The sequence below is a fragment of the Klebsiella sp. JB_Kp042 genome (genome assembly GCF_040065275.1).
Taxonomy (GTDB): Bacteria; Pseudomonadota; Gammaproteobacteria; order Enterobacterales; family Enterobacteriaceae; genus Klebsiella; species Klebsiella quasipneumoniae.
Genome location: NZ_JBEAJL010000099.1, coordinates 119,321 through 144,990 on the forward strand (window position 1 = coordinate 119,321; position 25,670 = coordinate 144,990).

22 protein-coding genes are annotated in these 25,670 nt (G+C 62.4%); 7 read left to right on the forward strand and 15 right to left on the reverse strand.

Translation table 11 applies throughout. The features are described 5' to 3' along the window. Positions 1 to 25: 25 nt before the first annotated feature. Together narX and narL are read left to right on the forward strand one after the other, a co-directional pair. Positions 26 to 1,804, forward strand: a complete 1,779-nt coding sequence (gene narX, locus ABLV54_RS20950) for a nitrate/nitrite two-component system sensor histidine kinase NarX (protein WP_109547197.1) — start codon at positions 26 to 28, stop codon at positions 1,802 to 1,804. Between the two features lie 10 nt (positions 1,805 to 1,814). Then, positions 1,815 to 2,465 (forward strand): two-component system response regulator NarL, encoded by a 651-nt coding sequence (gene narL / locus ABLV54_RS20955; protein WP_002910198.1) that lies wholly within the window; start codon positions 1,815 to 1,817, stop codon positions 2,463 to 2,465. On the opposite strand, the gene ABLV54_RS20960 is transcribed toward narL, so the two are convergent. The 7 genes from ABLV54_RS20960 to nasR all read right to left on the reverse strand — a co-directional run bounded on the left by ABLV54_RS20960 (position 2,462) and on the right by nasR (position 15,049). Then, on the reverse strand, positions 2,462 to 3,844 hold the full coding sequence (locus ABLV54_RS20960) for a YchO/YchP family invasin (protein ID WP_044524070.1): 1,383 nt from the start codon (positions 3,842 to 3,844) through the stop codon (positions 2,462 to 2,464). The two genes, narL and ABLV54_RS20960, sit on opposite strands and share 4 nt — an antisense overlap. A gap of 153 nt (positions 3,845 to 3,997) precedes the next feature. Continuing rightward, on the reverse strand, positions 3,998 to 6,604 hold the full coding sequence (locus ABLV54_RS20965; protein WP_226564072.1) for a nitrate reductase: 2,607 nt from the start codon (positions 6,602 to 6,604) through the stop codon (positions 3,998 to 4,000). After that, entirely contained in the window at positions 6,604 to 10,671 is a 4,068-nt protein-coding gene (nirB, locus tag ABLV54_RS20970; protein WP_226564070.1) for a nitrite reductase large subunit NirB, read from the reverse strand. Before nirB ends, ABLV54_RS20965 begins: the two co-directional genes overlap by 1 nt. A gap of 10 nt (positions 10,672 to 10,681) precedes the next feature. Next, on the reverse strand, positions 10,682 to 11,470 hold the full coding sequence (locus tag ABLV54_RS20975; RefSeq protein WP_023290140.1) for an ABC transporter ATP-binding protein: 789 nt from the start codon (positions 11,468 to 11,470) through the stop codon (positions 10,682 to 10,684). A 9-nt stretch (positions 11,471 to 11,479) separates the two neighbouring features. Further along, positions 11,480 to 12,364 (reverse strand): nitrate ABC transporter permease, encoded by an 885-nt coding sequence (gene ntrB / locus ABLV54_RS20980; protein WP_023290141.1) that lies wholly within the window; start codon positions 12,362 to 12,364, stop codon positions 11,480 to 11,482. A 1-nt stretch (position 12,365) separates the two neighbouring features. Continuing rightward, a complete protein-coding gene (locus ABLV54_RS20985) occupies positions 12,366 to 13,622 on the reverse strand; it encodes a CmpA/NrtA family ABC transporter substrate-binding protein (protein ID WP_226564069.1) in 1,257 nt (418 codons plus the stop codon). Positions 13,623 to 13,867: 245 nt separating this feature from the next. After that, a complete protein-coding gene (nasR, locus tag ABLV54_RS20990; protein ID WP_226564067.1) occupies positions 13,868 to 15,049 on the reverse strand; it encodes a nitrate regulatory protein NasR in 1,182 nt (393 codons plus the stop codon). Between the two features lie 68 nt (positions 15,050 to 15,117). Here nasR and ABLV54_RS20995 point away from each other — a divergent pair, with 68 nt between their 5' ends. Together ABLV54_RS20995 and ABLV54_RS21000 are read left to right on the forward strand one after the other, a co-directional pair. Continuing rightward, positions 15,118 to 15,471 carry a DsrE/DsrF/TusD sulfur relay family protein gene (locus ABLV54_RS20995; protein WP_002910380.1) on the forward strand — a complete coding sequence of 118 codons (354 nt, stop codon included), beginning with the start codon at positions 15,118 to 15,120 and terminating at the stop codon, positions 15,469 to 15,471. A gap of 238 nt (positions 15,472 to 15,709) precedes the next feature. Then, the gene (locus tag ABLV54_RS21000; protein WP_002910387.1) at positions 15,710 to 15,952 is read left to right on the forward strand and encodes a DUF1883 domain-containing protein; all 243 of its coding nucleotides are present in this window, start codon (positions 15,710 to 15,712) and stop codon (positions 15,950 to 15,952) included. A 56-nt stretch (positions 15,953 to 16,008) separates the two neighbouring features. On the opposite strand, the gene ABLV54_RS21005 is transcribed toward ABLV54_RS21000, so the two are convergent. Together ABLV54_RS21005 and chaB are read right to left on the reverse strand one after the other, a co-directional pair. Beyond that, positions 16,009 to 16,689 carry a gamma-glutamylcyclotransferase gene (locus tag ABLV54_RS21005; protein ID WP_004203203.1) on the reverse strand — a complete coding sequence of 227 codons (681 nt, stop codon included), beginning with the start codon at positions 16,687 to 16,689 and terminating at the stop codon, positions 16,009 to 16,011. Positions 16,690 to 16,825: 136 nt separating this feature from the next. Further along, the gene (gene chaB / locus ABLV54_RS21010) at positions 16,826 to 17,056 is read right to left on the reverse strand and encodes a putative cation transport regulator ChaB (protein ID WP_023290145.1); all 231 of its coding nucleotides are present in this window, start codon (positions 17,054 to 17,056) and stop codon (positions 16,826 to 16,828) included. Positions 17,057 to 17,319: 263 nt separating this feature from the next. Between chaB and chaA the strand changes: the two genes are divergently transcribed. After that, positions 17,320 to 18,420, forward strand: coding sequence for a sodium-potassium/proton antiporter ChaA (chaA, locus tag ABLV54_RS21015; RefSeq protein WP_004203207.1), 1,101 nt, complete (start codon positions 17,320 to 17,322; stop codon positions 18,418 to 18,420). 87 nt (positions 18,421 to 18,507) lie between these two features. Here the strand turns inward: chaA and kdsA are convergent, their stop codons facing one another. The 6 genes from kdsA to hemA are packed head-to-tail and all read right to left on the reverse strand — an operon-like array spanning position 18,508 to position 23,839. Next, complete coding sequence (gene kdsA, locus ABLV54_RS21020) at positions 18,508 to 19,362, reverse strand: 3-deoxy-8-phosphooctulonate synthase (protein WP_002910393.1); 855 nt, start codon at positions 19,360 to 19,362, stop codon at positions 18,508 to 18,510. A gap of 39 nt (positions 19,363 to 19,401) precedes the next feature. Continuing rightward, the gene (sirB1, locus tag ABLV54_RS21025; RefSeq protein ID WP_226563896.1) at positions 19,402 to 20,214 is read right to left on the reverse strand and encodes an invasion regulator SirB1; all 813 of its coding nucleotides are present in this window, start codon (positions 20,212 to 20,214) and stop codon (positions 19,402 to 19,404) included. A gap of 3 nt (positions 20,215 to 20,217) precedes the next feature. Beyond that, positions 20,218 to 20,610, reverse strand: a complete 393-nt coding sequence (gene sirB2 / locus ABLV54_RS21030; RefSeq protein ID WP_008804389.1) for an invasion regulator SirB2 — start codon at positions 20,608 to 20,610, stop codon at positions 20,218 to 20,220. After that, on the reverse strand, positions 20,610 to 21,458 hold the full coding sequence (prmC, locus tag ABLV54_RS21035; RefSeq protein WP_248860832.1) for a peptide chain release factor N(5)-glutamine methyltransferase: 849 nt from the start codon (positions 21,456 to 21,458) through the stop codon (positions 20,610 to 20,612). Before prmC ends, sirB2 begins: the two co-directional genes overlap by 1 nt. Next, positions 21,458 to 22,540 (reverse strand): peptide chain release factor 1, encoded by a 1,083-nt coding sequence (gene prfA, locus ABLV54_RS21040; RefSeq protein ID WP_226563897.1) that lies wholly within the window; start codon positions 22,538 to 22,540, stop codon positions 21,458 to 21,460. The genes prmC and prfA overlap by 1 nt, the downstream gene beginning before the upstream one ends. 42 nt (positions 22,541 to 22,582) lie before the next feature. Continuing rightward, complete coding sequence (gene hemA, locus ABLV54_RS21045) at positions 22,583 to 23,839, reverse strand: glutamyl-tRNA reductase (RefSeq protein WP_348814221.1); 1,257 nt, start codon at positions 23,837 to 23,839, stop codon at positions 22,583 to 22,585. Positions 23,840 to 24,110: 271 nt separating this feature from the next. Between hemA and lolB the strand changes: the two genes are divergently transcribed. Together lolB and ispE are read left to right on the forward strand one after the other, a co-directional pair. Continuing rightward, a complete protein-coding gene (gene lolB, locus ABLV54_RS21050) occupies positions 24,111 to 24,722 on the forward strand; it encodes a lipoprotein insertase outer membrane protein LolB (protein WP_023290149.1) in 612 nt (203 codons plus the stop codon). Further along, positions 24,722 to 25,570, forward strand: a complete 849-nt coding sequence (gene ispE, locus ABLV54_RS21055; RefSeq protein WP_072413462.1) for a 4-(cytidine 5'-diphospho)-2-C-methyl-D-erythritol kinase — start codon at positions 24,722 to 24,724, stop codon at positions 25,568 to 25,570. Before lolB ends, ispE begins: the two co-directional genes overlap by 1 nt. Positions 25,571 to 25,670: the final 100 nt, after the last annotated feature.

Consider the following 25,670-nt stretch of genomic DNA (forward strand, 5'->3'; position numbering starts at 1 on the left):
CGACCGGTCAGGAGCCACGCATTCCATGTTAAAACGTCTTTTTACCCCGCTGACGCTGGTCAATCAACTGGCGTTGATCGTCCTGCTTGCCACCCTTACAGGCGTCGCCGGTATGGCGATCTCCGCGCGCCTGGTCAACGGCGTGCAGGGCAGCGCGCACGCCATTAACAAAGCCGGGTCATTACGCATGCAGAGCTACCGGCTGCTGGCGGCGATCCCGCTGAATGAACACGACCAAAAGCTGGTCGATGATATGACCGCCACCGTCTTCAGTCCGGAGCTGCAAAACTCCGCCCGCCGCGACGGGCAGGAGCGCCAGCTGCAGGCCCTGCAGCAGTACTGGCAGCTGGCGCTGGCTCCCGGCATGCAGCGCGCGGTCAACCAGGCGGAGGTCGCCCAGGATGTCGCCGACTTTGTCGATCGTATCGACCAGCTGGTCACCGCATTCGACCATACCACCGAGCAGCGTATCGAACGGGTGGTCTGGATCCATCGCCTCCTCGCCATCGGCATGGCGCTGCTGCTGATCTTCACCATCATCTGGCTACGCGCCCGCCTGCTGCGGCCATGGAAACAGCTGCTGAGCATGGCGCGAGCGGTGAGCCAGCGTGATTTCACCCAGCGGGCGCACATCAGCGGACGCAACGAAATGGCGACTCTTGGCATGGCGCTAAATAACATGTCGGAAGAGCTGGCGGAAAGCTACGCCGTGCTGGAGCGCCGGGTGCAGGAGAAGACCGCCGGGCTGGAACAGAAGAACGAGATCCTCGCCTTCTTATGGCAGGCCAACCGCCGGCTGCACGCCAACGCCCCGCTCTGTGAACGCATTTCGCCGGTGCTGAACGGTCTGCAGGGTCTGACGCTGCTGCGCGATATCGAGGTGCGGGTCTACGATCTGGAAGATGAAGACAACCATCAGGAGTTTACCTGCCACTCGGATAATGAATGTGATGACATGGGCTGCTACCTCTGCCCACGCAACCTGCCGCCGCTACCGGATGGCGGCACAACGCTGAAGTGGCGGCTGTCGGATGCGCATAATCAGTACGGCATCCTGCTGGCGACGCTGCCGGTTGGCCGTCATCTCAGCCACGATCAGCAGCAGCTGGTGGATACGTTGGTTGAACAACTGACCAGCACCCTGGCGCTGGACCGCCATCAGGAGAAACAGCAGCAGCTGATCGTTATGGAAGAGCGGGCCACTATCGCTCGCGAGCTGCATGACTCCATCGCCCAGTCGCTATCCTGTATGAAGATGCAGGTCAGCTGCCTGCAGATGCAGGGCGACGCCTTGCCGGCGGAGAGCCGCCAGCTGCTGGGGCAGATACGTAACGAGCTGAATACCTCCTGGGCCCAGCTGCGTGAGCTGTTGACCACCTTCCGCCTGCAGCTGACCGAGCCAGGCCTGCGCCCGGCACTGGAGGCCAGCTGTCAGGAGTACAGCGCCCACTTCGGCTTTACGGTGCAGCTTGATTATCAGCTCCCACCGCGCTTTGTGCCGTCGCATCAGGCCATTCACCTGCTGCAGATCGCCCGCGAAGCGTTAAGCAATGCCCTGAAGCATGCCTGCGCGACCCAAGTCACCGTGACGGTGTCACAACGCGATAATCAGGTCCGTCTGGTGGTGGCGGATAACGGCCGCGGCGTGCCGGACCACGCCGAGCGGAGTAACCATTACGGTTTAATCATTATGCGGGATCGCGCGCAAAGTCTGCGCGGCGACTGTCAGGTTCGGCGCCGGGAAACCGGCGGGACCGAAGTGATCGTCACGTTTATCCCGGAAAAAACGTTTTCCATCCAATAAGGAGACCCCCATGAGTCAACAGGAACGGGCAACCATCCTTCTCATTGACGACCATCCGATGCTGCGCACCGGCGTGAAACAACTGATCAGCATGGCGCCGGACATCCAGGTGATTGGCGAAGCCAGCAATGGCGCGCAAGGTATCGAGCTGGCGGAGTCGCTGGATCCGGACCTGATCCTGCTGGACCTCAATATGCCGGGCATGAACGGTCTGGAGACGCTGGACAAACTGCGTGAGAAATCGCTGTCTGGCCGGGTGGTGGTCTTCAGCGTCTCTAACCATGAAGAGGACGTTGTTACCGCCCTCAAGCGCGGCGCTGATGGCTATCTGCTGAAAGACATGGAGCCGGAAGATCTGCTGAAAGCGCTGCAGCAGGCCGCCGCCGGCGAGATGGTATTAAGCGAAGCGTTAACCCCGGTGCTGGCCGCCAGCCTGCGCGCCAACCGCGCCACCTCCGATCGCGACATCAGCCAGCTGACCCCGCGCGAGCGCGACATCCTCAAGCTGATCGCCCAGGGGCTGCCGAACAAAATGATCGCCCGCCGGCTGGATATCACCGAAAGCACCGTCAAAGTGCACGTCAAGCACATGCTGAAGAAAATGAAGCTCAAATCCCGGGTGGAAGCCGCGGTATGGGTCCACCAGGAGCGAATTTTTTAAGGCGAGTCCGTCCACGAGACGCCAGGCGCGGTGAACTTGACCAGCGGCTCAGTCAGCGCCAGGACGATCTCATTGGAGGAGACGCGCTGCCCCTGTTTATCCTCTACCACCACCGACAGGCGCCAGCGGTTCGCGGCGCCCGGTTCACTGTTCCACACCGGCATAATCACGCTCCAGCCATCGGGGCTGCTGGCATCCACCGGCGGCGTCAGGCTGAGTGCCTGGGTGTCGCCCTGCCAGTGCAGCGACTTGATGCCGTGCAGACTATGGATCTGCAGCTTCAGCTGCACCGTCTCCCCGGACTGTAGATCCCAGGGCGGCGTGGCCAGATAGACCGTCAGATTTTTGCGCTGCCGATACTCCACCACCGGCAGATTATCCCGCTCCGGGCTGTCGAAGCGGCTGCCGCGCAGCGAGTTGCTGAACGCCACCTCGTCCGCCGCCAGCTGCTGCTTGAGCGGCACGCCAAAGCGGTAGTTGAGCTTCAGGCCAACGTTGTTCTGGCTGACGCCATTTTCCCCTTGCTTATGCTTGGCGGTCACGGTGACCAGCGGGACCGGGGTATAATTGAGCCCGACGGAGACGGCCACCGGGTTATGGTAGCCTGTGCCGGTGTGAAACAGATCGACGCTGTCGCCGAAGTACTGTTCGACGCTGACGCTGGTGTTGATGTGCTCATAAAACGGCAGCCGCGCCTGGGCGGTAACGTCATACCCCGCGGCCATCCGCTGCTCCTGAGTTTGATTCTCCCGCAGCTGCCAGTCGCCCAGCGGATGATAGTAGTTCGCCGACAGGCGGAGATATTCCCCCCACGCCTCGGCGCCGACGCTGCCGCGGGCCAGGCTTTCGCTCAGCACCTTGTCATAAAACGAGTTATAGCCCAGCAGCCAGCCGCCGACCCGCCAGCGCTGGCCAAGCCCAATGTTGCCCACCAGATCGTTCTCGCGCCGGGTCACCGAATACTGGTTCCACGTCAGGTAGCGATCGTTATCCTGCAATGGCACGAACCAGCTCCCTTTACTGCCGGTGAACTTCCCCTCTTTATCGACCAGCAGGTCGACATTGGCGTTGCCCCACGGCGAGAGCCAGCTCTCCAGCTGGTGGCTCACTTCATTGCCGAGTTTGTTGATGGCGAACATCTGCGCCTGCTCGCCCGCCGTCAATCCGTTATCGCTCATGCTGGCCTCGCCGAATTTCTTCGCCACTTCGGCAAAGTGTCTGGCGTCGTCATCGACCTGCGGGGCGATCCCCAAATCGGGCAAGGGATCTTCTCCCTGGGGCGTAAGAGCGGTGTCGCTGGCGGTCAGCGCCCAGACGGGAGCGCCCGGCAGCAGCAGGAGAAAGATCAGGGATGGCAGCAAACGGTACGACACAGGCATCAACAGGTTTTGCGCGGGCTCGCAGAAAAAATTGGAAGATAGTTTTAGTTTATCGTTTTTTCCCTTCTCCCGCAGCCCTGCGGACAATTCCAGGAATATGCTGAAACCGGTTGGGCAAATAGTCGCCCAACCACAGAAGGTGCCGCCGCGCCGTTACGCCCCGGCGCGGGTCGGTTGCGCCGTCAGCAGCGCGTTGAGCTCCGGCACGCAGGAGCCGCAGTTGGTCCCGCACTTAAGCCTGGCGCCCAAAGCCCCAACGCTGGCGCAGCCGCTGGCGATGGCCTCGCCGATCGCCCGCTCCCCCACCCCAAAACAGCTGCAGACGATCCGCCCCGGCGGCGCGGCGGCGGCGTCCGGTCGGCCGCTGAGCAACGCATGGCGCCGGGCGGCATCGGACGGCGGCGCGGCGAAGGCGGCGCTTATCCCTGCGCTATCCACCGCCGGCTCGCGCGCATCGCTCCACCAGCCCAGCATCAGCCTCCCCTGATGCCACGCCAGCAGGTTCCACACCGCGCCGCCGTCTGCTATCTGCAGCTGCCAGCCGCGCTGCGCGCACCAGACGCTGAGCCACTGCCGGGCTGACGCCTCCCCGGCCAGCGAGTAGTGCAATACGCCCGCCGCCGCCCGCCGCCGCCAGTGCCAGGCCGCAGGAAACGGAAGCGGTTCGCGACAAAACAGTTCGCTATGCCAGGCAGGCTGCCAGGGGGCGATGGCCACCGCCGCCTGTTTACTTTCCGGCTGGGCGGAATGCGGGTCCGTGACGGCGGCCAGCAGATTATTCACCCGCCCCTGGCGGGCGAACTGATTGTTCCAGTGCATTGGGACAAACAGCGAGCCGGGGCGCTGGCCTTCGCTGATCGCCACTTTCGCCACCATCACCCCATGGCGCGACCAGATCCGCGCCAGCCCGCCGGCGACAAGCTGGTAGCGAACGGCGTCCTGCGGCGCCACCTCCACCACCGGCTCCGCGATATGCTGCATCAGCCGCAGCACGGCGCCGGTGCGGGTCATGGTGTGCCACTGATCGCGGATCCGCCCGCTGTTGAGGATCAGCGGATAAAAGACATCGGTTGCCGCCCGGGTCGGCTGAGGCGTCACTGGCACCATCCGCAGCCTGCCATCGCTATGCCAGCCGCGCGTGACATCCCAGGCGGCGCGGCGGCGGCTGACCGGCCAGCGTACCGGCGCCATGGCGTCCCATGCCTCGCGGCTGAGATCCGCCAGCGCGCCGATATCAAACGCCCGCTGGCCGTCGTTTTCGAAACCGGACAGCGCCGCATGCTCGCGGAAGACGTCATGCGGATGCTGCCAGGCAAACGCCTCGCGATACCCCAGCGCCTGCCCTACTCTGGCGATGATCCACCAGTCCGCTTTCGCCTCCCCCGGCGGCGGCAGGAAGCTACGCTGACGGGAGATGCGCCGCTCCGAGTTGGTGACCGTGCCATTTTTCTCGCCCCAGGCCAGCGCCGGAAAGCGAATGTGGGCGAATTGTCCGGTATCCGTCTCAGCGGCGACATCCGAGACGATCACCAGCGGACAGCCGGCCAGCGCCTGGCTCACCGCGTGGCTGTCGGGGAGCGACACCACCGGGTTGGTGCCCATGATCCACACCGCTTTCACCTCGCCGCGGCCGATGGCGGCAAACAGCTCCACGGCGGTCAGCCCCGGGGTCTGCGCCAGCCGCTCGGTTCCCCAAAAGCGGGCCAGCCGCTGCAGATCGTCTGGCACAAAATCCATGTGCGCCGCCAGCATCGTCGCCAACCCGCCGACTTCGCGCCCGCCCATGGCGTTGGGTTGACCGGTCAGCGAAAAGGGGCCGCAGCCGCGGCGGCCATACTTTCCGCTGGCCAGATGGACGTTGATGATGGCATTACATTTGTCGCTGCCGCTGGCTGACTGGTTAATTCCCATGGTGTAGAGGGTGATGGCCCGCGGGGCGGCGATAAAATCGCGATAGAAACCCGCCACCTCATCGGCGGGCAGGCCGCAAAAAGCCGCCACTTTCGCCACGTCCCAGCCGCGGGCGGCGGCCAGCGCCTGCGGGCCGTCGCGAAAACCGTCGACGCAGGCCCCGGCCTGCGCCAGGGCGTTAAGCAACCCCACGAACAGCCCGCCGTCGCTTCCCGGCGCCAGCGCCAGATGGCGATCGGCGATCTCGCAGGTGGCGGTGCGCCGGGGGTCGATCGCCACGATCTGCAGCCGGGGATTATCCCGCTTCGCCTGCGCCAGACGCTGGTACAGCACCGGGTGCGCCCAGGCGGCGTTCGAGCCGACCAGCACCACCAGATCGCTGTTTTCCACATCCTCATAGCTACAGGGCACCACGTCGGCGCCAAAGGCCCGCTTGTAGCCGGTCACCGCCGACGACATGCACAGCCGCGAATTGGTGTCGATGTTCGCCGCGCCGATAAATCCCTTCATCAGCTTGTTGGCGGCATAGTAATCCTCCGTTAACAGCTGGCCGGAGGCGTAGAAGGCCACCGCCTGCGGACCGTGCTGGTCGATAACCTGTTGCAGGCGGGAAGCGGTCTCCGCCAGCGCCTGAGACCAGGCCACCGGCTGGCCGTCCACCTCCGGCGCCAGCAGCCGCCCCGCCAGACCCATGGTCTCCCCTAGTGCCGCCCCTTTGACGCACAGGCGGCCGAGGTTGGCCGGGTGCTGATCGTCGCCGCGCACGCTCACCTGACCCGCGTCATCCACGCTCGCCAGCACGCCGCAGCCTACGCCGCAGTAGGGACAGGTCGTTCGGATGGTCTTCATCAGGAGGCCTCCGCTCGCGCCAGCAGCTGCTGGCTGCCCACCCACACTTTGCCGTTTTCCACTTTCACCGGCCAGGCGCGCACTGCCTGTTCACCGCCGTCGCACGGCCAGCCGTCGCGCAGGCGAATCCGCTGTTTGTACAGCGGGGAGATCACCACCGGTTCCCCGCCGACGTCCCCTAACAGCCCCCGCGACAACACGTTGGCCGCGCTGCCCGGCTCGCGGTTGTCCAGGGCATACACCCGATCGCCGAAGCGGAACAGGGCGATCTGCCGCTCCCCTAACCGGGCGCCGATCCCCGCCTGCGCCGGGATAGCGTCAAGGTCGCAAATCGCCTGCCACGGCCGGGATGGGAGTTCGCCTTCAGGCAACGCTTCAGCAGGCAACGGCTGCGGCTGACCGCGCAGATCGTGGCGCTGCACCGCCTCGTCGGGCTGGTCGCTGTTCACGAAGGAGCGGAACAGCGCCAGGCGCTGGGGATCGTTGAGCGTGGTCTGCCACTCGCACTGGTAGCTGTCGACGATGCGGGCCATCTCCTGTTCCAGCTCCTCGCCAATGCCGAGGCTGTCCTCCAGCACCACCTGCCGCAGGTAGGCCACTCCGCCCTCCAGGTTGTCCATCCAGGTGCTGGTCCGCTGCAGGCGATCGGCGGTGCGGATATAGAACATCAGCAGACGATCGATGCTGCGGATCAGCGTCGCTTCGTCGAGGTCGCTGGCAAACAGGTCGGCGTGACGCGGCTTCATTCCGCCGTTGCCGCAGACGTAGAGATTCCAGCCTTTGTCGGTGGCAATCACCCCGATGTCTTTGCCCTGGGCTTCGGCGCATTCGCGGGTGCAGCCGGAGACCGCCATCTTGATTTTGTGCGGGGCGCGCAGCCCTTTATAGCGATGCTCGAGCCGCACCGCGAGCCCGGTGGAGTCCTGCACGCCGTAGCGACACCAGGTTGCGCCGACGCAGGACTTCACCGTGCGCAGCGACTTGCCATAGGCGTGGCCGGTTTCAAACCCGGCGTCGGCCAGCTCGCGCCAGATCGCCGGCAGCTGTTCCAGCCGCGCGCCAAACAGGTCGATGCGCTGGCCGCCGGTCACTTTGCTGTAGAGCTGGTAACGTTTGGCGATCTGCCCGATGGCGATCAGCCCGTCCGGGGTCACTTCCCCTGCCGCCATCCGCGGCACCACCGAATAGGTGCCGTCCTTCTGAATGTTGGCGAAATAGCGGTCATTGGTATCCTGCAGCGGCAGGTGCGCCGGCTTCAGCAGATATTCGTTCCAGCAGGAGGCCAGCACCGAGGCCACCAGCGGTTTACAAACCTCGCAGCCGTGCCCCTGGCCGTAGCGGCTAATCAGCTGCTCGAAGGTATGGATATGGTTGACCCGCACCAGATGGTAGATCTCCTGACGCGACCACGGGAAATGCTCGCAGACGTCTTTTTTCACTTCGACGCCCTGCGCCGCCAGCTGGTGCTCCATCACCTGTTTCACCAGCGCGCTGCAGCCGCCGCAGCCGGTGGCCGCTCTGGTGCAGCTTTTTATCGCCGCCATATCCCCCGCGCCATTGTTCACCGCCTGGCAGATATCGCCTTTGCTGACGCTATGGCAGGAGCAGATCGGCGCGCTGTCGGGCAGCGCCGCCACCCCCAGCGCCTTCGGCGCGGCCCCCTCCAGCGCCGGCAGGATCAGGCTCTCCGGACGCGGCGGCAGCGCCATGCCGTTCAGCATCATCTGCAGCAGCGTGGCGTAGTCGCTGGCGTCCCCCACCAGCACGCCGCCAAGCAGGGCTTTGCCGTCCTGACTGACGACGATTTTTTTGTAAACCTGCTGCGGACCGTCGGTCCATTGATAGCTCTGGCAGCCCGGCGTGCGCCCCTGCGCATCGCCAAACGAGGCTACGTCAACCCCCAGCAGCTTCAGTTTGGTGCTCATGTCGGCGCCGCTAAAGCAGGCGTCCTCTCCTGCGAGGGTGGCCGCGGCGATCCGCGCCATCTGATAACCCGGCGCCACCAGGCCGTAAATTTTATTATCCCACAGGGCGCATTCGCCTATCGCCAGCACGTCCGGGTCAGTGGTGCGGCACTGGCCGTCGATGCCAATCCCCCCGCGCTCGCCAACCTGCAGCGCGCAGCCGCGGGCCAGCGCGTCCTGCGGGCGGATCCCTGCCGAGAAGACCACCATGTCGGCCGCCAGCGTGCCGCCGTCGGCAAAGTTCAGCCGCAGGCCGTCGGCCTCGCGCACGATGGCGGTGGTGGCTTTGCTGGTATGCACCCCCACGCCGAGGGCGACGATCTTCTCCCGCAGCATCGCCGCCCCGCCGTTATCCAACTGGACGGCCATCAGGTTCGGGGCAAACTCCACCACGTGCGTCTCCAGCCCCAGCTGTTTCAGGGCGTTGGCGGCCTCCAGTCCGAGCAGGCCGCCCCCGATCACCACCCCGGTCTTCGCCGCGGCGGCATGGGCGGCGATACGGTCGAGATCGTCAAGGGTGCGATAGACAAAGCACCCGTCGAGATCGTTGCCAGGGATCGGCGGAACAAAGGGATAGGAGCCGGTCGCCAGCACCAGTTTATCCCAGTGGGTTTCATGCCCCTCGGCGTCCCGCACCAGCCGCGCGTCGCGGTCGATCGTCGCCACCGCCTTGCCGAGGCGGAGTTCGATGCCGTGCTGGTGAAAGAAATCATCGGCCACCAGCGACAGCGATTCGGCGCTGCGTCCGGCGAAATATTCGGAGAGATGCACCCGATCGTAGGCGGCGTAACGCTCTTCGCCAAACACCACGATACGATATTGCTGATGCAGGTTGCGGCTCACGCATTGTTCGAGAAAATGGTGGCCGACCATGCCATGTCCCACCAGCACTAATACAGGTTTCGTCATCGTCATTATTCCTGCAGCCTGCGGCTGCGTTGAAGAAGGGTCAAAAAGCCAGTCCGCGGTGGCGGGCTCGTCGCTTTCCAGGCGCGCGGTGAGCGCGGCGGCGGTGGTACAGTCGCCCATCAGCAGCACGCCGCGCAGGCGGCCGTCGCGCAGCAGCAGGCGACGATAGTGCCGGTCGATGGGATCCCAGCTGGTATAGATGTCATCCTGTTCGCCGGCCTGCTGTTCGCCGACGCTAAAGAGTTCAATGCCGGTGACCTTCAGGCGGGTCCCGGCGTCCTGCCAGACAAAGCCCTCGCCGGGGGCGCCGCACAGGCGATCCGCCAGCACCTCGGCCTGGCGCAGGCAGGGAGCCACCAGCCCCCAGGTCTGGCCGTCAATTTCGCAACACTCGCCAATGGCGCTGATCCCTGGCAGCGAGGCGGCCATCTGGCGGTCAACCACGATCCCCTGCTGGCACAGTACGCCGGACTGCGCCGCCAGACGGCTGTTGGGCTGCACGCCGGTCGCCAGCACCACTCTGGCGGCGCGGAATACGCGCCCGTCCGCCAGCCGCACGCCGTCGGCGTCGATGGCGGCGATCCGGCACTCCAGCACGCAGCGGATACCGCGCGCTTCAAGCTGCAGCCTGAGCTCATCGGCGGCAAAGGCGTCGATCAGCGGCGCCATTAAGCCGCTGCCGCGATGCAGGAGTGTGACCTCCCCGCCGCGGCGACGCAGCGCCGCCGCCGCTTCCACGCCCAGAACCCCACCGCCAATCACCACCGCCGGGCCGGGTATCGCCAGAATACGTTCCACGTCCGCCAGGGTGCGGAAGGGCATAACCTGCGGACGATCAATGCCCGGCAGCGGCGGGATAAAGGGCCCCGAGCCGGTGGCGAAAACCAGCTCGTCCCACGGCAGCCAGGCGTCAGCGATGCGCAGCCGCCGTTGCGCAACATCCACTTCATCCACCGCCTCGCCAGACCGCAGACACACCCCGTGCCGGGTGTACCACTCCGCCGGCAGCAACGGGATCTGTGATGCCGTTTTTTCGCCAGCCAGCAGCGGCGAGAGCTGGATGCGGTTATAGGCCGGGTGCGGCTCGTCGCCGACGACGGTAATGGCAAACCGCGCAGGGTCGCGCTCAACCAGCCGCTGCACCAGCCGGGTGGCCGCCATGCCGTTACCGATCACCACCAGTCGCCGCGTCATGACCGCCTCCTTATGCCGCTTTCGGCTGTTTTTCATACAGGAAATGGAGGATCTGCTGGCGCAGATGGTGATACCGGCTGTCGTCCGCCAGCTGAACGCGATGCCGCGGACGCGGCAGATCGACCGCGAGGATCTCGCCGACCGTCGCCGCCGGGCCGTTGGTCATCATCAGCACCCGGTCGGAAAGCAGCACCGCTTCATCAACGTCGTGGGTGATCATGACGATGGTGGTATTGAGCTCCTGCTGGATATGCATCACCGTGTCCTGGAGGTGAGCGCGGGTCAGCGCGTCCAGGGCGCCGAAGGGCTCATCAAGCAGCAGCACTTTCGGCTTCATCGCCAGCGCCCGGGCGATACCCACCCGCTGCTTCATGCCGCCGGAGATCTCCCCGGGCCGTTTATGCAGCGCATGACTCATCTGCACGCGCGCGAGGTTGTGTTCAATCCACTCCCGACGCTCATGCTTGCTCATGGTGCGACGGAACACCTGATCCACCGCCAGCGCCACATTGTCGAAACAGCTCAGCCACGGCAGCAGCGAGTGGTTCTGGAAAACCACCGCCCGCTCCGGCCCGGGCCCGGCGATTTCCCGGTTATCGCACAGCAGTCCGCCCTCGGTAGGGGTCGTGATCCCGGCGATTAGATTCAGCAGGGTCGATTTTCCACAACCCGAGTGGCCGATCAGGCTAATGGTCTCCCCTTCGACGATATCGAAGGAGACATTCTGCAGCGCCAGAAACTCGCCGCTGGCGGTGTTGAAGCGCTGGCTGACGGCCTGCACCTGAATTAATGGTTTCATGTTGGCTCCTTATTTTTCCTGCCAGCTAAAGCGGCGGGCGAGCAGCATCAGGCCCTGCTCCAGCAGCAGGCCGACGACGCCGATAATGACGATGGCGATGATGATGTTTTCCACATTGAGGTTGTTCCACTCGTTCCAGATCCAGAAGCCGATCCCCAGCCCGCCGGTGAGCATTTCCGCCGCCACGATCACCAGCCAGGCGATGCCGATGGAGAGGCGCACGCCGGTGAGCACCGCCGGCAGCACCGCCGGAAAGAGAATTTTGCGCATCACCGTCCACTCTGAGAGCTGGAGGACGCGGGCGACGTTGAGATAGTCCTGCGGGATCCGCCGCACGCCTTCCGCGGTGTTGATCACCATCGGCCAGATGGAGCAGATAAAAATGGTCCAGCTGGAGGCTGGCTCCGCCTTCTGGAACAGCAGCAGGCCAATCGGCAGCCAGGCCAGCGGGCTGACCGGGCGCAGCAGAGCAATCAGCGGATTAAACATGCGGGCGAAGAACAGCGAGCGGCCGATCAAAAACCCCAGCGGAATGCCCGCCAGCGCCGCCAGGCCGAAGCCCACCGCCACGCGCTGCAGGGAGGCCAGCACGTTCCAGCCGATCCCCATGTCATTCGGCCCGTCCTGATAGAACGGATCGGCGAACAGCGTCAGCGCCGAGTCCAGCGTGCTCAGCGGGGTGGGAAAGCCTTTGCTGTGCATCGCCGCCAGCTGCCAGGCCAGCAGCAGCACCCCCAGCCCCAGCAGCGGGGGCAGCAGGCGTTGGGTGAGTTCACGCAGCCAGCGCGTGACGGTCGGCGTGGTGCGCCGGACCTGCACCGGCGGCAGGATAATGACTTCGCCAGGCGCGTTCTCCACGCTGACGACCGGTTGCTTACGTTGTGCCTGCTTCATCTCATGCCCCCTTACGTTGAATAGCGAAATGGCGGGCGTAGCCTTCCGGGTCAGACCCGTTCCAGACCGTACCGTCCATCAGTGTGCTGCTGCGCATCGTGGCTGCCGGTGTGCTGATTCCGCCGACCGCCTGGGCGGCCGCCTGCCAGACGTCGATGCGGTTAAGGCGCGACGCCACCGCGAGGTAATCCGGAGCCTGCTTCAGCAGCCCCCAGCGACGAAACTGGGTGAGGAACCATATTCCGTCCGACAGCCAGGGAAAGCTCACCTCTCCCTCGGCGAAAAAACGCATCGGATGGGCATCCTGCCAGCGGCGGCCGAGGCCGTTGTCATACTCCCCAAGCATCCGGCCGGTGAGGTACTGCTCTTTGGTATTGAGCCAGCCGCGTCTGGCGAGCAGGCGGGCCGTCTCCCGGGTGTTCTCCGCCGAGGCGGCGATCCAGCGCTGCGCCTCCATCAGGGCCGCCACCAGCGCGCGGGCGGTGTTCGGGTGGCGTTCCACCCAGTCGCGACGGGCGCCCAGCACCTTTTCCGGATGTTCAGGCCAGATATCCTGGGAAGTGGCCGCGGTGAAGCCGATACGGTCGTTAATGGCGCGGGCGTTCCACGGCTCGCCGACGCAAAAGCCGCTCATATTGCCGATGCGCATGTTCATCACCATCTGCGGCGGCGGCACGACGACGGTGCGCACATCGTTAAAGGGATCGATGCCGGCGCTCGCCAGCCAGTAGTAAAGCCACATGGCATGGGTGCCGGTGGGAAAGGTATGGGCGAAGGTGTAGCTGCCCGGCGCGCTGCGGTCGATCAGCCGTTTCAGTCCGCCGAGGTCGGTCACCCCTTTCTCCTGCAGTTCGCTGGAGAGGGTGATGGCCTGACCATTGCGGTTGAGGGTCATCAGATTAGCCATCGCCTGCGGCTTGCTGGCGATCCCCAGTTCAAGACCGTACAGCAGGCCATAGAGAATATGCGCCGCGTCCAGTTCACCGGCCACCAGCTTGTCGCGCACCGCCGCCCAGCTGGCCTCCTTACTCGGCGCCAGGGTAATGCCATATTTTTTGTCAAACCCCTTCGCCGCGGCGATGGCCAGCGGCGCACAGTCGGTCAGCGGAATAAACCCTACCCGCACGGTGGTTTGCTCCGGTCTGTCCGAGCCGCCGGCCCATGCGGCCTGCATCACGCCCGGCAGCAGCATCGCGCCGCCCAGCGCGGCCCCTGCCTGCAGTAAGCGCCGCCGTGAAATTGAAAACTTATCGCTCATATCCGCTCCACACGCGCAAAAAAAAAAGCGCCCGACAGTGCATATGCACTGCAGGACGCCTTTATCCACGGACACCCGAACCGCCATTGGTTCGTCGCCCGGACTTTTATTTACTCACTAATGCTAATGCAAAGGGGATGCCAGCTTTGGCTATGGCGCGCTGGCGGGCTTTTCCTTTCGCTCTGGTCGGTTTGTCAGGCAAAAGTGCACCGCCGACAGGCAGCGAATGCCCATCGATTGTGCATCTACTCCTTTGGGGTTAATGGCCAGATCGCCTTCACCATCAGCAGCGCGCGGGCTATCTCAACCATCCGCTGATTCTTGTCCATGGCCATCTTGCGCAGCGTCTGCCAGGCCTGCTCCTCCGGCATCCCCTGGTGAGTCATCAGCAGGCTTTTCGCTTTTTCGATCAGCTTGCGTTCCTCGAGCGCGTCTTTCAGCGAAGCCAGCTGGCTGGAGAGCTGTTGCAGCTCATAGGCCTGCTGGCGCACCAGCGGCAGCAGCTGTTTATCCAGCCGCGGCGTCACGCTGTCGCTCTCCTCCCCAGCCAGCCAGCCAGGCGCGTCGTCTTCTAACAGCGCGTCGGTGGCGTCCAGCAGATCGTCGATCAGTTGCTCTTCCACTTCGCGCAGTTGCTCAAGCCGCTGGGTTTGCAGGCCGAACCAGCGCAGCGCCGTTTCCCCGCCGTCCGCCGCCGGCTGGCGGGTGCAGGCGATCCGCCGCAGTTGCTCGATGTCCAGACTGGCCTGGCACTCGGTCGTAAACAGCTGGACCGTCGCCGGACTGCCCAGCGCCTGGAAGCTGTCAAAGCAGGGCTGCTGACCGTCAATACGGTCCACCAGCTGCTGGCGCAGGCTGTCGCTGAACTCGCCGCGGGTAAAGCCCAATGCTCCCAGCGCGCGCTCCTGGCCCACCAGCTCTTTTCCCTGCATAAAGCTGTACAGGGCGACCATACGCCCGGCTACCGACGGGTCGTCAATGCTGTCATTGAGCTGCGGGACGATATTCAGCAGATGGCGGATAATACGGCTGAACTGCTCCGTCGCGGCTTCAGCGGCGACCTGCCGACGGCTGACCTGCTCACGCAGCGCCGGGAGCTGCGCCAGATCGCCGACCGCCCGGGCGATGCGCCAGCACAGCGCGCTGCCGGCGACCGCGCGCGCCCGTTCGAGGGCGGCATAGAACAAGGCCAGCCGCTCATCAACCAGCGCCCCACCCGCCCGACACTCCGCCGCGTACAGCTGACCGCCCGAGCAAAGAAAAATATTCGACGCCCCGCGCTCGCACTGCAGCATATGCACCAGCGCGCTAAGCTGACTTGCCAGCTCGCCCAGCCGGGCAAGTTGCTGAAGCTGTTGTTTTTGCAGGCGGCGCGCCAGCTGCAGCCAGGCCGTCGCCTCGTCCGCGTGACCAGTCGTATTATTCATACCCCTCCTCCGGGTTAACGCTTTATACTGCGGTAAAGCAATAACCGTGCCTTTAAGAAGGAGTTTGTATGCAACGTATTGTGATTATCGCCAACGGCGCCGCCTACGGCAGTGAATCCCTGTTCAACAGCCTGCGCCTGGCCATTGCCCTGCGCGAACAGCAGTCCGACCTCGATCTCAAACTGTTTTTGATGTCCGACGCCGTCACCGCCGGGCTACGCGGGCAGAAGCCGGCGGAAGGGTATAATGTGCAGCAGATGCTGGAGATCCTCACCGCCCAGCAGGTTCCCGTGAAGCTGTGCAAGACCTGCGCGGACGGCCGCGGGGTCAGCGCACTGCCGCTGGTTGATGGGGTGGAGGTTGGCACTCTCGTTGAGCTGGCCCAGTGGACCCTGGCGGCAGATAAAGTGCTGACCTTCTAAATCTGCGCCGCCGAACGGGAGGAAATATCAGGTTTCGCCGCCTGAAGAGGTAAAAAAAACGTTAGCTGAATGCTTTCAGGAACAACGTCATTTTTGTTTAATCTTTATCCCTTTTTTTGATCAAAATCAGCATCCCGACCCGCGCCGTTTGGTGTGATGCACAGAGCAAAGTGTGAACAATATCACGCGAGGACTGGGTGGGCAGGATGCTGTAGCGGGACAGAAACGGGGTACAAAAATGGCGATGGTAAAAGCAAGTTTGACGTTGTTTGGCGGTGACACGCTGGTGGTGCGGTGCTCAGAGCGCTGCCATATTCATCTGATGAGCGCGAAGGTTCCTGGCGACAGCCATGCGGATATTCTGAGCGTGCAGGATCGGGACAGCGCCTATCTGACGGTGCCCTACAGCGGCACCTGGAACGTGCTTATCGACAGTCACAGCCAGTCACTGGAGCACTCCATCAGCTACGTTCCGGCCTGACAGTCACTGCCTTAACACACGCCCGGCCATGCCGGGCGTTTTTCTTTTCCGCGCGCTCAGGCCAGGCCCGGCGTCGGGCTCTCGCCCAACAGCGCGCGGACGCTGGCCACCAGATCATCAAGACTGGCGTCGTGCATCCCGAGCTTACTCAACGCCTGCTCCAGCGAAAACAGGTACTGGGCGTTGGTGCCGAGCGGCCCGCTGGCCCGGGCGATCAGCGGAGCAATGACCTGGGCGCTGGTATCCGGCTCAAACAGCGGATGACGCGGATCCATAATAAACACCAGCGCATTTACCGTCCGCCCGTCGTCCAGCTCCAGCTTGCACCAGGTGGGCAGATAGCAGCCGGTAATCATCTCCCGTTTCCACAGCAGCGTCAGCTCTTCTTCCAGCGTGTCGTCCGGCAGACGATAAGCGACGCCGGTGGTTCGACCGCCCTCTTTCAGGGCCAGCATACGTCCCGGCTGGCAGGCGCTCCCGCGCCCGGCGGTCAACCGCAGGCAAAACGCGCGGTGCCAGCCCGGAAGCGTGCCAGTGCAGGACTCGCGATAATTGAGCGCCGGGTTCCAGATAAGCGAACCGTAGCCAAAGATCCATACTGAGCCATCATCCGGGCGGCAGGCCAGCGTCGCCGCCAGCGAGGCTGCGCGTTGTTCTGCCGACCAGAGTAGCGATTCCTCAATAGCGCCAAACGCTGTCTTACAATCCGCATTCATCAAGAAATCACGAGTTAACACTGTTTACTACCTCCGCCACTGCCCGCTTCCCGGCGTTCGTCTCATGCATCCGTCAATATTGCTGAAATATTATCCAGCTTTATCTTTCAATAAGCAATCAGCGGGGCGCTGGCAAGCATAAAAGCGGCGTCAGCAATTATTTTTTCTTATGCCACTTATCGTCATCGCCTTTCTCGTAACTGTTTTTCACCGCCGCCCAGGCGACTTTGTGCGCCGTCTCTTCACGGCTGGCGTCATCGCGCCGCTCGTCTTTATCTTTATATTGATCCCAGGCGCTGTTAAACGCTTCTTTATAAATTTCCTGCGCATGGGCAGGCAGAACATGCTGAACGCTGTCGGGGAGCTCTTGTTTACTGTTATAGGGCATAATGACCTCCTGTTTGAGCATAAAATTTAAGTCTGGAACGCAGGCGGCAGGCTATCAAGCCGATGATGAGTTAAAAATGAATTTTAGTAATTATCTGAATAGTAAGTATAAAAATAGCGTAATCGCAAATTATAATAAACTAATCAAGATATCTCTCGATACCCGTAAACTTAAGTAAAAATACAGCAGAAATTTAGCAAAATCTGTTACTTTATCGCCCTGCGTTTTTATAATTATAACACCTGCATAAATGGAGATGGTTCATGACCCATGCACATGAGGCGGTAAAAACCCGCCATAAGGAGTCTTCCCTCGTCTTTCCGGTGCTGGCGCTGGCAGTGCTGTTTTTCTGGGGCAGCAGCCAGTCACTGCCAGTGGTTATCGCGATTAATATCCTCGCGCTGGTCGGTATTTTAAGCAGCGCCTTCAGCGTGGTCCGCCACGCCGACGTCCTCGCCCACCGCCTGGGCGAACCCTACGGCTCCCTGATTCTCAGCCTGTCGGTGGTTATCCTTGAGGTCAGTCTGATCTCCGCGTTGATGGCCACCGGCGACGCCGCGCCGACCCTGATGCGTGATACGCTCTACTCCATCATTATGATCGTCACCGGCGGTCTGGTCGGTTTCTCCCTGCTGCTGGGCGGGCGTAAATTCGCCACCCAATATATGAATCTGTTCGGCATTAAGCAGTACCTTATCGCCCTGTTTCCGCTGGCGATTATCGTGCTGGTGTTTCCCATGGCGCTGCCGGGCGCGAACTTCAGCACCGGGCAATCGCTGCTGGTGGCGGTGATTTCGGCGGCCATGTACGGCGTTTTCCTGCTTATTCAGACCAAAACCCATCAGAGTCTGTTTGTTTACGAGCATGAAGACGACGGCGATGACGACGACCCGCACCACGGTAAACCGTCCGCCCACAGCAGCGGGTGGCATACCGCCTGGCTGCTGGTGCACCTGGTGGCGGTGATCGCCGTCACTAAAATGAACGCCAACCCGTTGGAAACGCTGTTGACCAGCATGAATGCCCCGGTGGCCTTCACCGGCTTCCTCGTGGCCTTGCTGATCCTGTCGCCGGAAGGCCTTGGCGCGCTCAAAGCGGTGCTCAACAATCAGGTACAGCGGGCGATGAACCTGTTCTTCGGCTCCGTGCTGGCCACCATCTCGCTGACGGTCCCGGTGGTCACCCTCATCGCCTTCCTGACCGGCAATGAGCTGCGCTTTGGCCTTGGCGCGCCGGAGATGGTGGTGATGGTCGCCTCGCTGGTGCTGTGTCATATCTCCTTCTCCACCGGACGCACCAATGTGCTGAACGGCGCGGCCCATCTGGCGCTGTTCGCCGCCTACCTGATGACCATTTTCGCCTGACCCCGCTTTCCCGTCCGGCGGAGTCCGGGCGAAAAAAAAGCCTGCCGGTTTTGACGCCGGCAGGCTTTTTCAGTGATGCGGTCAGGCTTACTTGCTGGTATCCAGCTCGTCGAAGCTTTTCACCAGATCGTCAATCGCTTTCATCTGCTTGAGGAACGGCTCCAGTTTATCCAGCGGCAGCGCGGACGGGCCGTCGCATTTCGCGTGGTCCGGATCCGGATGCGCTTCGATAAACAGACCGGCGATACCCACCGCCATACCGGCGCGGGCCAGCTCGCTCACCTGCGCGCGGCGACCGCCGGAGGCAGCGCCAAACGGGTCGCGGCACTGCAGCGCGTGGGTGACGTCGAAAATAACCGGCGAGTTGTTGGAGGCTTTCTTCATCACGCCGAAGCCGAGCATATCCACCACCAGGTTGTCGTAACCGAAGTTCGCGCCGCGGTCGCAGAGGATCACTTTGTCGTTACCCCCTTCGATGAATTTATCGACGATGTTGCCCATCTGGCCCGGGCTAACGAACTGCGGTTTCTTGACGTTGATCACCGCTCCGGTTTTGGCCATCGCTTCCACCAGGTCAGTCTGGCGCGCGAGGAAGGCGGGAAGCTGGATCACGTCCACGACGTCAGCCACCGGCTGCGCCTGGCTGGCTTCATGAACGTCGGTAATGATTTTCACGCCAAAGGTCTGCTTCAGCTCCTGGAAAATCTTCATCCCTTCTTCCAGACCCGGCCCACGATAGGAGTGAATGGAGGAACGGTTGGCTTTATCAAAGGAGGCTTTGAAGACGTAGGGGATGCCAAGCTTCTGCGTAACGGTGACGTAATGTTCGCAGATGCGCATCGCCAGATCGCGTGACTCCAGCACGTTCATCCCGCCGAACAGCACGAACGGCAGGTCGTTCGCTACGTTGATATCACCAATGCTAACCACTTTTTGTTTCATAAATTCGCCTTATCAGGGTGTAACCGGAATGGTTCCAGACTAATGCAATGTAATTTGTTTGTGCGAAATCGTGTTGATTTGTGCGCGGATCATCTCGCTGATCGGATCCTCCGGACACTGCTCGACAAAATAGCTCAGGTCCAGCAGCGCCACGTGATCGCAATCCAGCTGGGCGTATATCAGCCCGCGGTCGCGGATCTCATACGGATCTTCCGGGTTAAACTGCAGCAGCGCTTCGCTGGCGCGCAGGGCCAGCTCCATCTGCCGCTCTTCCATCAGCGCCGACTTCAGGGTGTCCAGCAGCTTGCGGATCACCTCGGCGTTATCCGCTTCGTCGAGATCTTCATTAAACAGTTCCGCCACCGGCCCGATGTTGCCCTTCAGCCATACCTCCAGGGTATGTTCGTCGAGGGTTTCGCCGTTGAACGGATTAATCAGCCACATCTCTTCGCTGGTTTCCGGGTCCGCGCGCAGCAGCATCTGGGTCGGGAAGATCACCGGCACCACCGGCAGCCCCATGCGCTGGGCGATCCACAGCAGGATCGCGCCTAATGACACCGCGCTCCCCTGGCGGTTGACCAGCACTTTATCGAGCCATAGCGCGTCGGATAGACGATAAACGCCCTGCGAGGCGCCAAAGCCCCACTCCTCGTAAAACAGCGCCAGCAGGCGTTCTATCTGGCGTTCCTGGTCCCACGAAGGCGCAATCTCCTCCTGCGCGAGGCGCAGCAGCCGCTGCAGCTCTTCCTCGACAAAACGCGTCGGAAAATCGTCGCGGACCTGTTCAGAAATGAGGACCATGCCATCACACAATGGCGCTTTGTTAAATTCGAAATCCGCTAATGACCCCATGACCTACCCCAGTATCGGTATTCTTGTGATGGCGAGTTGAATGATGATAAACAACACCACCAGCGCCAGCAGGAACGCGATAAAGCGGCTCTGCTGGCTGCGCGGACGACGACGGCCCAGCGCGATAAAACCTAATGCGATGTAAATGATAACGCCAAACAGCTTTTCAGTCAGCCATGCGCCGTCTTCTGTGAACGGCAGGTAGTGCGTTATCGCCATTAATCCCGCACCGCTGAGAAACAGCAGCGTATCGCTGCAGTGCGGCGCAATTCGCACCCACCGCTGGTTCAGCAGCGGGCTCTGGTGATACATCCACCAGTAACGTAAAACGAACAATCCTACCGACACCACCACGCTGGCGATGTGCAGGTAGAGGACAGCCGTGAATAAGTTCATCAGCCAACGTTCTCCATGTCGGGTAAACGTCCGAGGGTCAGACGCTCATTGTCGCCATAGTCGCGGCAGGTCGCGACATCCAGATAGCCCGCCTCGCGGAACAGGGCGCGTACCGCTTCGCCCTGGGTCCAGCCATGCTCCAGCAGCATCCAGCCGCCGGGCTGCAGATACTGCCGCCCCTCGCGGATAATCTGCGCCAGATCGGCCAGCCCCTGGTCGCCTGCCACCAGCGCCGTCAACGGCTCAAAACGCACATCGCCTTCGGCAAGATGCGGGTCGGCGGCGTCGATATAGGGGGGATTGCTGACGATCATGGCGAAGCGCTGCCCGGCCAGCGCACTGAACCAGTCGCTTTGCCGTATCGTCACGTTAGCGATGCCCAGATGGGCGGCATTACGCAACGCCAGCGCCACGGCGGCCGGCATCACGTCCACCGCGATCACTTCACAGTCAGGACGTTCGCTGGCCAGCGCCAGGGCAATGGCGCCGGTCCCGGTGCCGAGGTCGAGAATACGGCACGGCGCGACGGGCAGACGCGCCAGCGCCTGCTCCACCAGACATTCGGTATCCGGGCGGGGGATCAGCGTCGCCGGGGAGACAAACAGCGGCAGCGACCAGAACTCCCGCTGCCCGACCAGATGGGCGATGGGCTCCCCGCGCTGGCGTCGCTGCAGGAGCGCCTCCAGCGTCGTCGCCTCGTCGGCGGACAGCGTCGTTTCGCCGAAGGCCAGGATCCAGGTGCGCGCCCGACCGGTGACGTGTCCCAGCAGGATCTCGGCGTCGCGTCGCGGACTGTCGCTCTCCGCCAGGCGGGCGATTGCCTGCTGCAGCCAGGCCTGAAAGGTCATCATTCCTGCTCGGACAGCGCCGCCAGCTGATCGGCCTGGTGTTCCTGGACTATCGGCTCAATCAGCATGTCGAGTTTGCCCTCCATCGCCTCATCGAGACGGTAAAGGGTCAGGTTGATGCGGTGGTCGGTCACGCGGCCCTGCGGGAAGTTGTAGGTACGGTTGCGATCGCTGCGGTCGCCGCTGCCCAGCAGGTTGCGGCGCGTGGAGGCTTCCGCCTGCTGACGCTTGGCCACTTCGGCGGCGCGGATCCGCGCCCCCAGCACCGACAGCGCCTTGGCTTTGTTTTTATGCTGGGAACGTTCGTCCTGACACTCCACCACGATGCCGGTGGGCAGGTGGGTAATACGGATCGCCGAGTCGGTGGTGTTAACGTGCTGACCGCCCGCGCCGGAGGAACGGAACGTATCGATGCGCAGATCCGCCGGGTTGATATCCGGCATTTCCGCCTCCGGCAGCTCCGGCATCACCGCCACCGTACAGGCGGAGGTGTGGATACGCCCCTGCGACTCGGTGGCCGGCACGCGCTGCACGCGATGGCCGCCGGATTCAAATTTGAGCCGGCCATAGACGCCGTCGCCGCTGATCTTGGCGATCACCTCTTTAAAGCCGCCGTGTTCACCTTCGTTGGCGCTGAGGATCTCCACCTGCCAGCGGCGCGATTCCGCGTAACGGGTGTACATGCGGAACAGGTCGCCGGCAAACAGCGCCGCTTCGTCGCCGCCGGTCCCGGCGCGCACTTCCACGAAGGCGTTACGCTCGTCATCAGGATCTTTCGGCAGGAGCAGGACCTGTAGCTGTTGCTCCAGCTGTTCGCCTTTATCTTTGGCGTCGCGCAGCTCTTCCTGCGCCATTTCGCGCATTTCCGGATCGTCGAGCATCATCTGCGCGGTTTCAATATCCTCCTGCACCTGACGCCAGTCGGTATAGCAGCGCGCCACATCGCTTAGTTGAGCATACTCCCGCGACAGCGCGCGGAATTTATCCTGATCGGCAATCGTCGCGGCATCGCCGAGCAGCACCTGCACTTCTTCGTGGCGCTCGTACAACGCTTCCAGTTTGGCAACAATAGAAGACTTCATAGGCGTGAATTCACCCTGTCCTGAAAATAAGAGAAAGGTGCGCTATTCCAGCCCGAGGCTGTTGCGCAGAATATGCAGGCGTTCGTCGTCCCCGTCACGGGCGGCCTGCTGAAGTGATTTGGTTGGCGCGTGGATCAGGCGGTTGGTGAGCTTACGCGCCAGATCCTGCATAATTTCCTGGGCATCACCGCCCTGCTCCAGCGCGGCCAGCGCCTTCGCCGTCAGCTCCTCACGGACCTGCTCGGACTGAGAACGGTATTCGCGGATGGTCTCGCTGGCGCTCTGCGCGCGCAGCCAGGCCATAAATTCGCTGGTCTCCTGCTCGACGATCGATTCCGCCTGCACCGCCGCGGCCTTACGCTGCGCCAGGTTATGCTGAATGATGTTTTGCAGATCGTCGACGCTGTAGAGGTAAGCGTTAGCCAGTTTGCCGACCTCCGGTTCGACGTCGCGCGGGACGGCGATATCCACCAGCAGCATCGGCTGGTTGCGCCGCGCCTTGAGCGCTCGCTCCACCATGCCTTTGCTGATGATCGGCAGCGGGCTGGCGGTGGAGCTGATAATGATATCGGCCTCTTTCAGCCGTTCGTCGATATCGCTGAGGGCAATCACCTCGGCGCCCACTTCTTCCGCCAGCGCCTGGGCGCGTTCACGAGTGCGGTTGGCGATCACCATTTTGCGCACGTGATGTTCGCGAAGATGGCGCGCCACCAGTTCGATGGTTTCACCGGCGCCGACCAGCAGCACCGTCACGCTCGACAGGGATTCAAAGATTTGCCGCGCCAGGGTACAGGCGGCGAACGCGACGGAAACGGCGCTGGCGCCGATATCGGTTTCGGTACGCACGCGCTTGGCCACCGAGAACGATTTCTGGAACATCCGCTCCAGTTCGCTGACGTTAAGATGGCCGCGGCTGGAATCGGCGAAGGCTTTTTTCACCTGGCCGAGGATCTGCGGTTCGCCCAGCACCAGCGAATCAAGGCCGCTGGCGACGCGCATCAGATGGCTGACGGCATCGTTATCCTGGTGCCAGTAGAGGCTTTTACGCAGGTCTTCTTCATTGAGGCCGTGGTAATCGCACAGCCAGCGGATCAGCGCTTCCTGCAGGTTATCCTGCTCTTCGACACTGAGATAGAGTTCCGTACGGTTGCAGGTCGACAGCACCACCCCACCCTGCACCATCGGCTGAGCCAGCAAGCTCTCCAGCGCCTTATCGAGCGTTTCCGGCGAAAACGCGACGCGTTCTCGCAGGGCGACCGGAGCTGTTTTGTGATTGATGCCAAGAGCTAAAAGGGTCATTGTGAGGGAGTAGTACCAGCGTTGCTAAGGTTAGTCTGAGTGCATCATACAGGATGCGCGTAATCAATAAAAGAGAGGCTCCCCTTTTGGAGTAATAGCCAAAGCAAGACCGCCATTAAGGTTAATTTTTTGATTTCAGACAACTTGAACGTAGACGCTATCGCCCGGCGACGCTAGCATTAAGGATTATAAATGTAACCTGCTACACAAATCGGCCCGCTGTTCCCCTGCCGCCGGATTTCACTGTAGACATCAAGGATTTGTCATCATTATGAATCGACTGTTCCGCCTGCTGCCGCTGGCCAGCCTCGTCCTGACCGCTTGTTCTGTTCATACCCCCGAGGGGCCTGGCAAAAGCCCGGATTCGCCGCAGTGGCGCCAGCACCAGCAGGCTGTTCGCAGCCTCAACCAGTTCCAGACCCGCGGGGCGTTTGCCTATCTCTCCGATGAGCAAAAAGTCTATGCCCGCTTCTTCTGGCAGCAGACCGGCCAGGACCGCTATCGCCTGCTGTTGACCAACCCGCTGGGCAGCACCGAGCTGTCGCTGACCGCGCAGCCTGGCAGCGTGCAGTTGATCGACAACAAAGGCCAGACCTACACCGCCACCGATGCCGAAGAGATGATTGGCCGCCTGACCGGGATGCCGATCCCGCTGAACAGCCTGCGCCAGTGGATCATCGGCCTGCCGGGCGACGCCACCGACTATTCGCTGGACGATCGGTACCGTCTGCGTGAACTGAACTACACGCAAAACGGCAAAACCTGGCACGTCACCTACGGCGGCTACACCAGCGATACCCAGCCCGCCCTGCCGTCTAATGTCGAGCTGAACAATGGCGCCCAGCGCATCAAGCTGAAGATGGATAACTGGATCGTGAAATGATGAGCCGCTGGCCCTCACCTGCAAAACTGAATCTGTTTTTATATATCACCGGCCAGCGGGCCGATGGTTACCACACCCTGCAGACGCTGTTTCAGTTCCTCGACTACGGCGATACGCTGACCATCGAACCGCGCGCTGACGGCGAACTGCGCCTGCTGACGCCGGTGGCCGGGGTGCCGGACGAAGAGAATCTGATCGTTCGCGCCGCGCGTCTGCTGATGCGCGCCGCCGGCGAAAGCGGCCGCCTGCCGGCGGGCAGCGGCGCCGATATCAGTATCGATAAGCGCCTGCCGATGGGCGGCGGTCTGGGGGGCGGCTCGTCCAATGCCGCCACCGTGCTGGTGGCGCTCAACCATCTCTGGGGCTGCGGACTCTCGGAAGATGAGCTGGCGACCCTTGGCCTGCAGCTGGGGGCCGATGTGCCGGTCTTCGTGCGCGGCCATGCCGCCTTTGCCGAGGGGGTAGGTGAAATTCTGACGCCGGTGGAGCCTGAGGAAAAATGGTACCTGGTGGCCCATCCGGGCGTCAGTATTCCGACGCCGATCATTTTTCGCGACCCGGAGCTACCACGAAATACCCCGCGCCGGTCAATTAATACGTTATTAAATTGTGAATTCAGCAACGATTGCGAGCTTATCGCAAGAAAACGTTTTCGCGAGGTTGATGCCGCGCTTTCCTGGCTGTTAGAATATGCGCCGTCACGCCTGACCGGCACAGGGGCCTGTGTGTTTGCTGAATTTAACACCGAATCCGCTGCCCGTCAGGTGCTGGACACTGCCCCGGCATGGCTAAATGGCTTTGTGGCGCGCGGAGTAAACCTCTCGCCCCTCAAGCAGGCCCTGCTCTGAATCCTGCGCCGTGAGGGCGCATCGTTCATGAGTCAGCCGGGGAAATTGAGTTACGGTGACAACGTCACCCTGTTCCAGACGTTGCATCGTGCTCTTTAAA

Bases quoted from the DNA above. Each gene is read 5' to 3' on its own strand.
- narX (WP_109547197.1), top strand. From the start codon at position 26: ATGTTAAAACGTCTTTTTACCCCGCTGACGCTGGTCAATCAACTGGCG.
- narL (WP_002910198.1), top strand. From the start codon at position 1,815: ATGAGTCAACAGGAACGGGCAACCATCCTTCTCATTGACGACCATCCG.
- ABLV54_RS20960 (WP_044524070.1), bottom strand. From the start codon at position 3,844: ATGCCTGTGTCGTACCGTTTGCTGCCATCCCTGATCTTTCTCCTGCTG.
- ABLV54_RS20965 (WP_226564072.1), bottom strand. From the start codon at position 6,604: ATGAAGACCATCCGAACGACCTGTCCCTACTGCGGCGTAGGCTGCGGC.
- nirB (WP_226564070.1), bottom strand. From the start codon at position 10,671: ATGACGCGGCGACTGGTGGTGATCGGTAACGGCATGGCGGCCACCCGG.
- ABLV54_RS20975 (WP_023290140.1), bottom strand. From the start codon at position 11,470: ATGAAACCATTAATTCAGGTGCAGGCCGTCAGCCAGCGCTTCAACACC.
- ntrB (WP_023290141.1), bottom strand. From the start codon at position 12,364: ATGAAGCAGGCACAACGTAAGCAACCGGTCGTCAGCGTGGAGAACGCG.
- ABLV54_RS20985 (WP_226564069.1), bottom strand. From the start codon at position 13,622: ATGAGCGATAAGTTTTCAATTTCACGGCGGCGCTTACTGCAGGCAGGG.
- nasR (WP_226564067.1), bottom strand. From the start codon at position 15,049: ATGAATAATACGACTGGTCACGCGGACGAGGCGACGGCCTGGCTGCAG.
- ABLV54_RS20995 (WP_002910380.1), top strand. From the start codon at position 15,118: ATGCAACGTATTGTGATTATCGCCAACGGCGCCGCCTACGGCAGTGAA.
- ABLV54_RS21000 (WP_002910387.1), top strand. From the start codon at position 15,710: ATGGCGATGGTAAAAGCAAGTTTGACGTTGTTTGGCGGTGACACGCTG.
- chaB (WP_023290145.1), bottom strand. From the start codon at position 17,056: ATGCCCTATAACAGTAAACAAGAGCTCCCCGACAGCGTTCAGCATGTT.
- chaA (WP_004203207.1), top strand. From the start codon at position 17,320: ATGACCCATGCACATGAGGCGGTAAAAACCCGCCATAAGGAGTCTTCC.
- kdsA (WP_002910393.1), bottom strand. From the start codon at position 19,362: ATGAAACAAAAAGTGGTTAGCATTGGTGATATCAACGTAGCGAACGAC.
- sirB1 (WP_226563896.1), bottom strand. From the start codon at position 20,214: ATGGGGTCATTAGCGGATTTCGAATTTAACAAAGCGCCATTGTGTGAT.
- sirB2 (WP_008804389.1), bottom strand. From the start codon at position 20,610: ATGAACTTATTCACGGCTGTCCTCTACCTGCACATCGCCAGCGTGGTG.
- prmC (WP_248860832.1), bottom strand. From the start codon at position 21,458: ATGACCTTTCAGGCCTGGCTGCAGCAGGCAATCGCCCGCCTGGCGGAG.
- prfA (WP_226563897.1), bottom strand. From the start codon at position 22,540: ATGAAGTCTTCTATTGTTGCCAAACTGGAAGCGTTGTACGAGCGCCAC.
- hemA (WP_348814221.1), bottom strand. From the start codon at position 23,839: ATGACCCTTTTAGCTCTTGGCATCAATCACAAAACAGCTCCGGTCGCC.
- lolB (WP_023290149.1), top strand. From the start codon at position 24,111: ATGAATCGACTGTTCCGCCTGCTGCCGCTGGCCAGCCTCGTCCTGACC.
- ispE (WP_072413462.1), top strand. From the start codon at position 24,722: ATGAGCCGCTGGCCCTCACCTGCAAAACTGAATCTGTTTTTATATATC.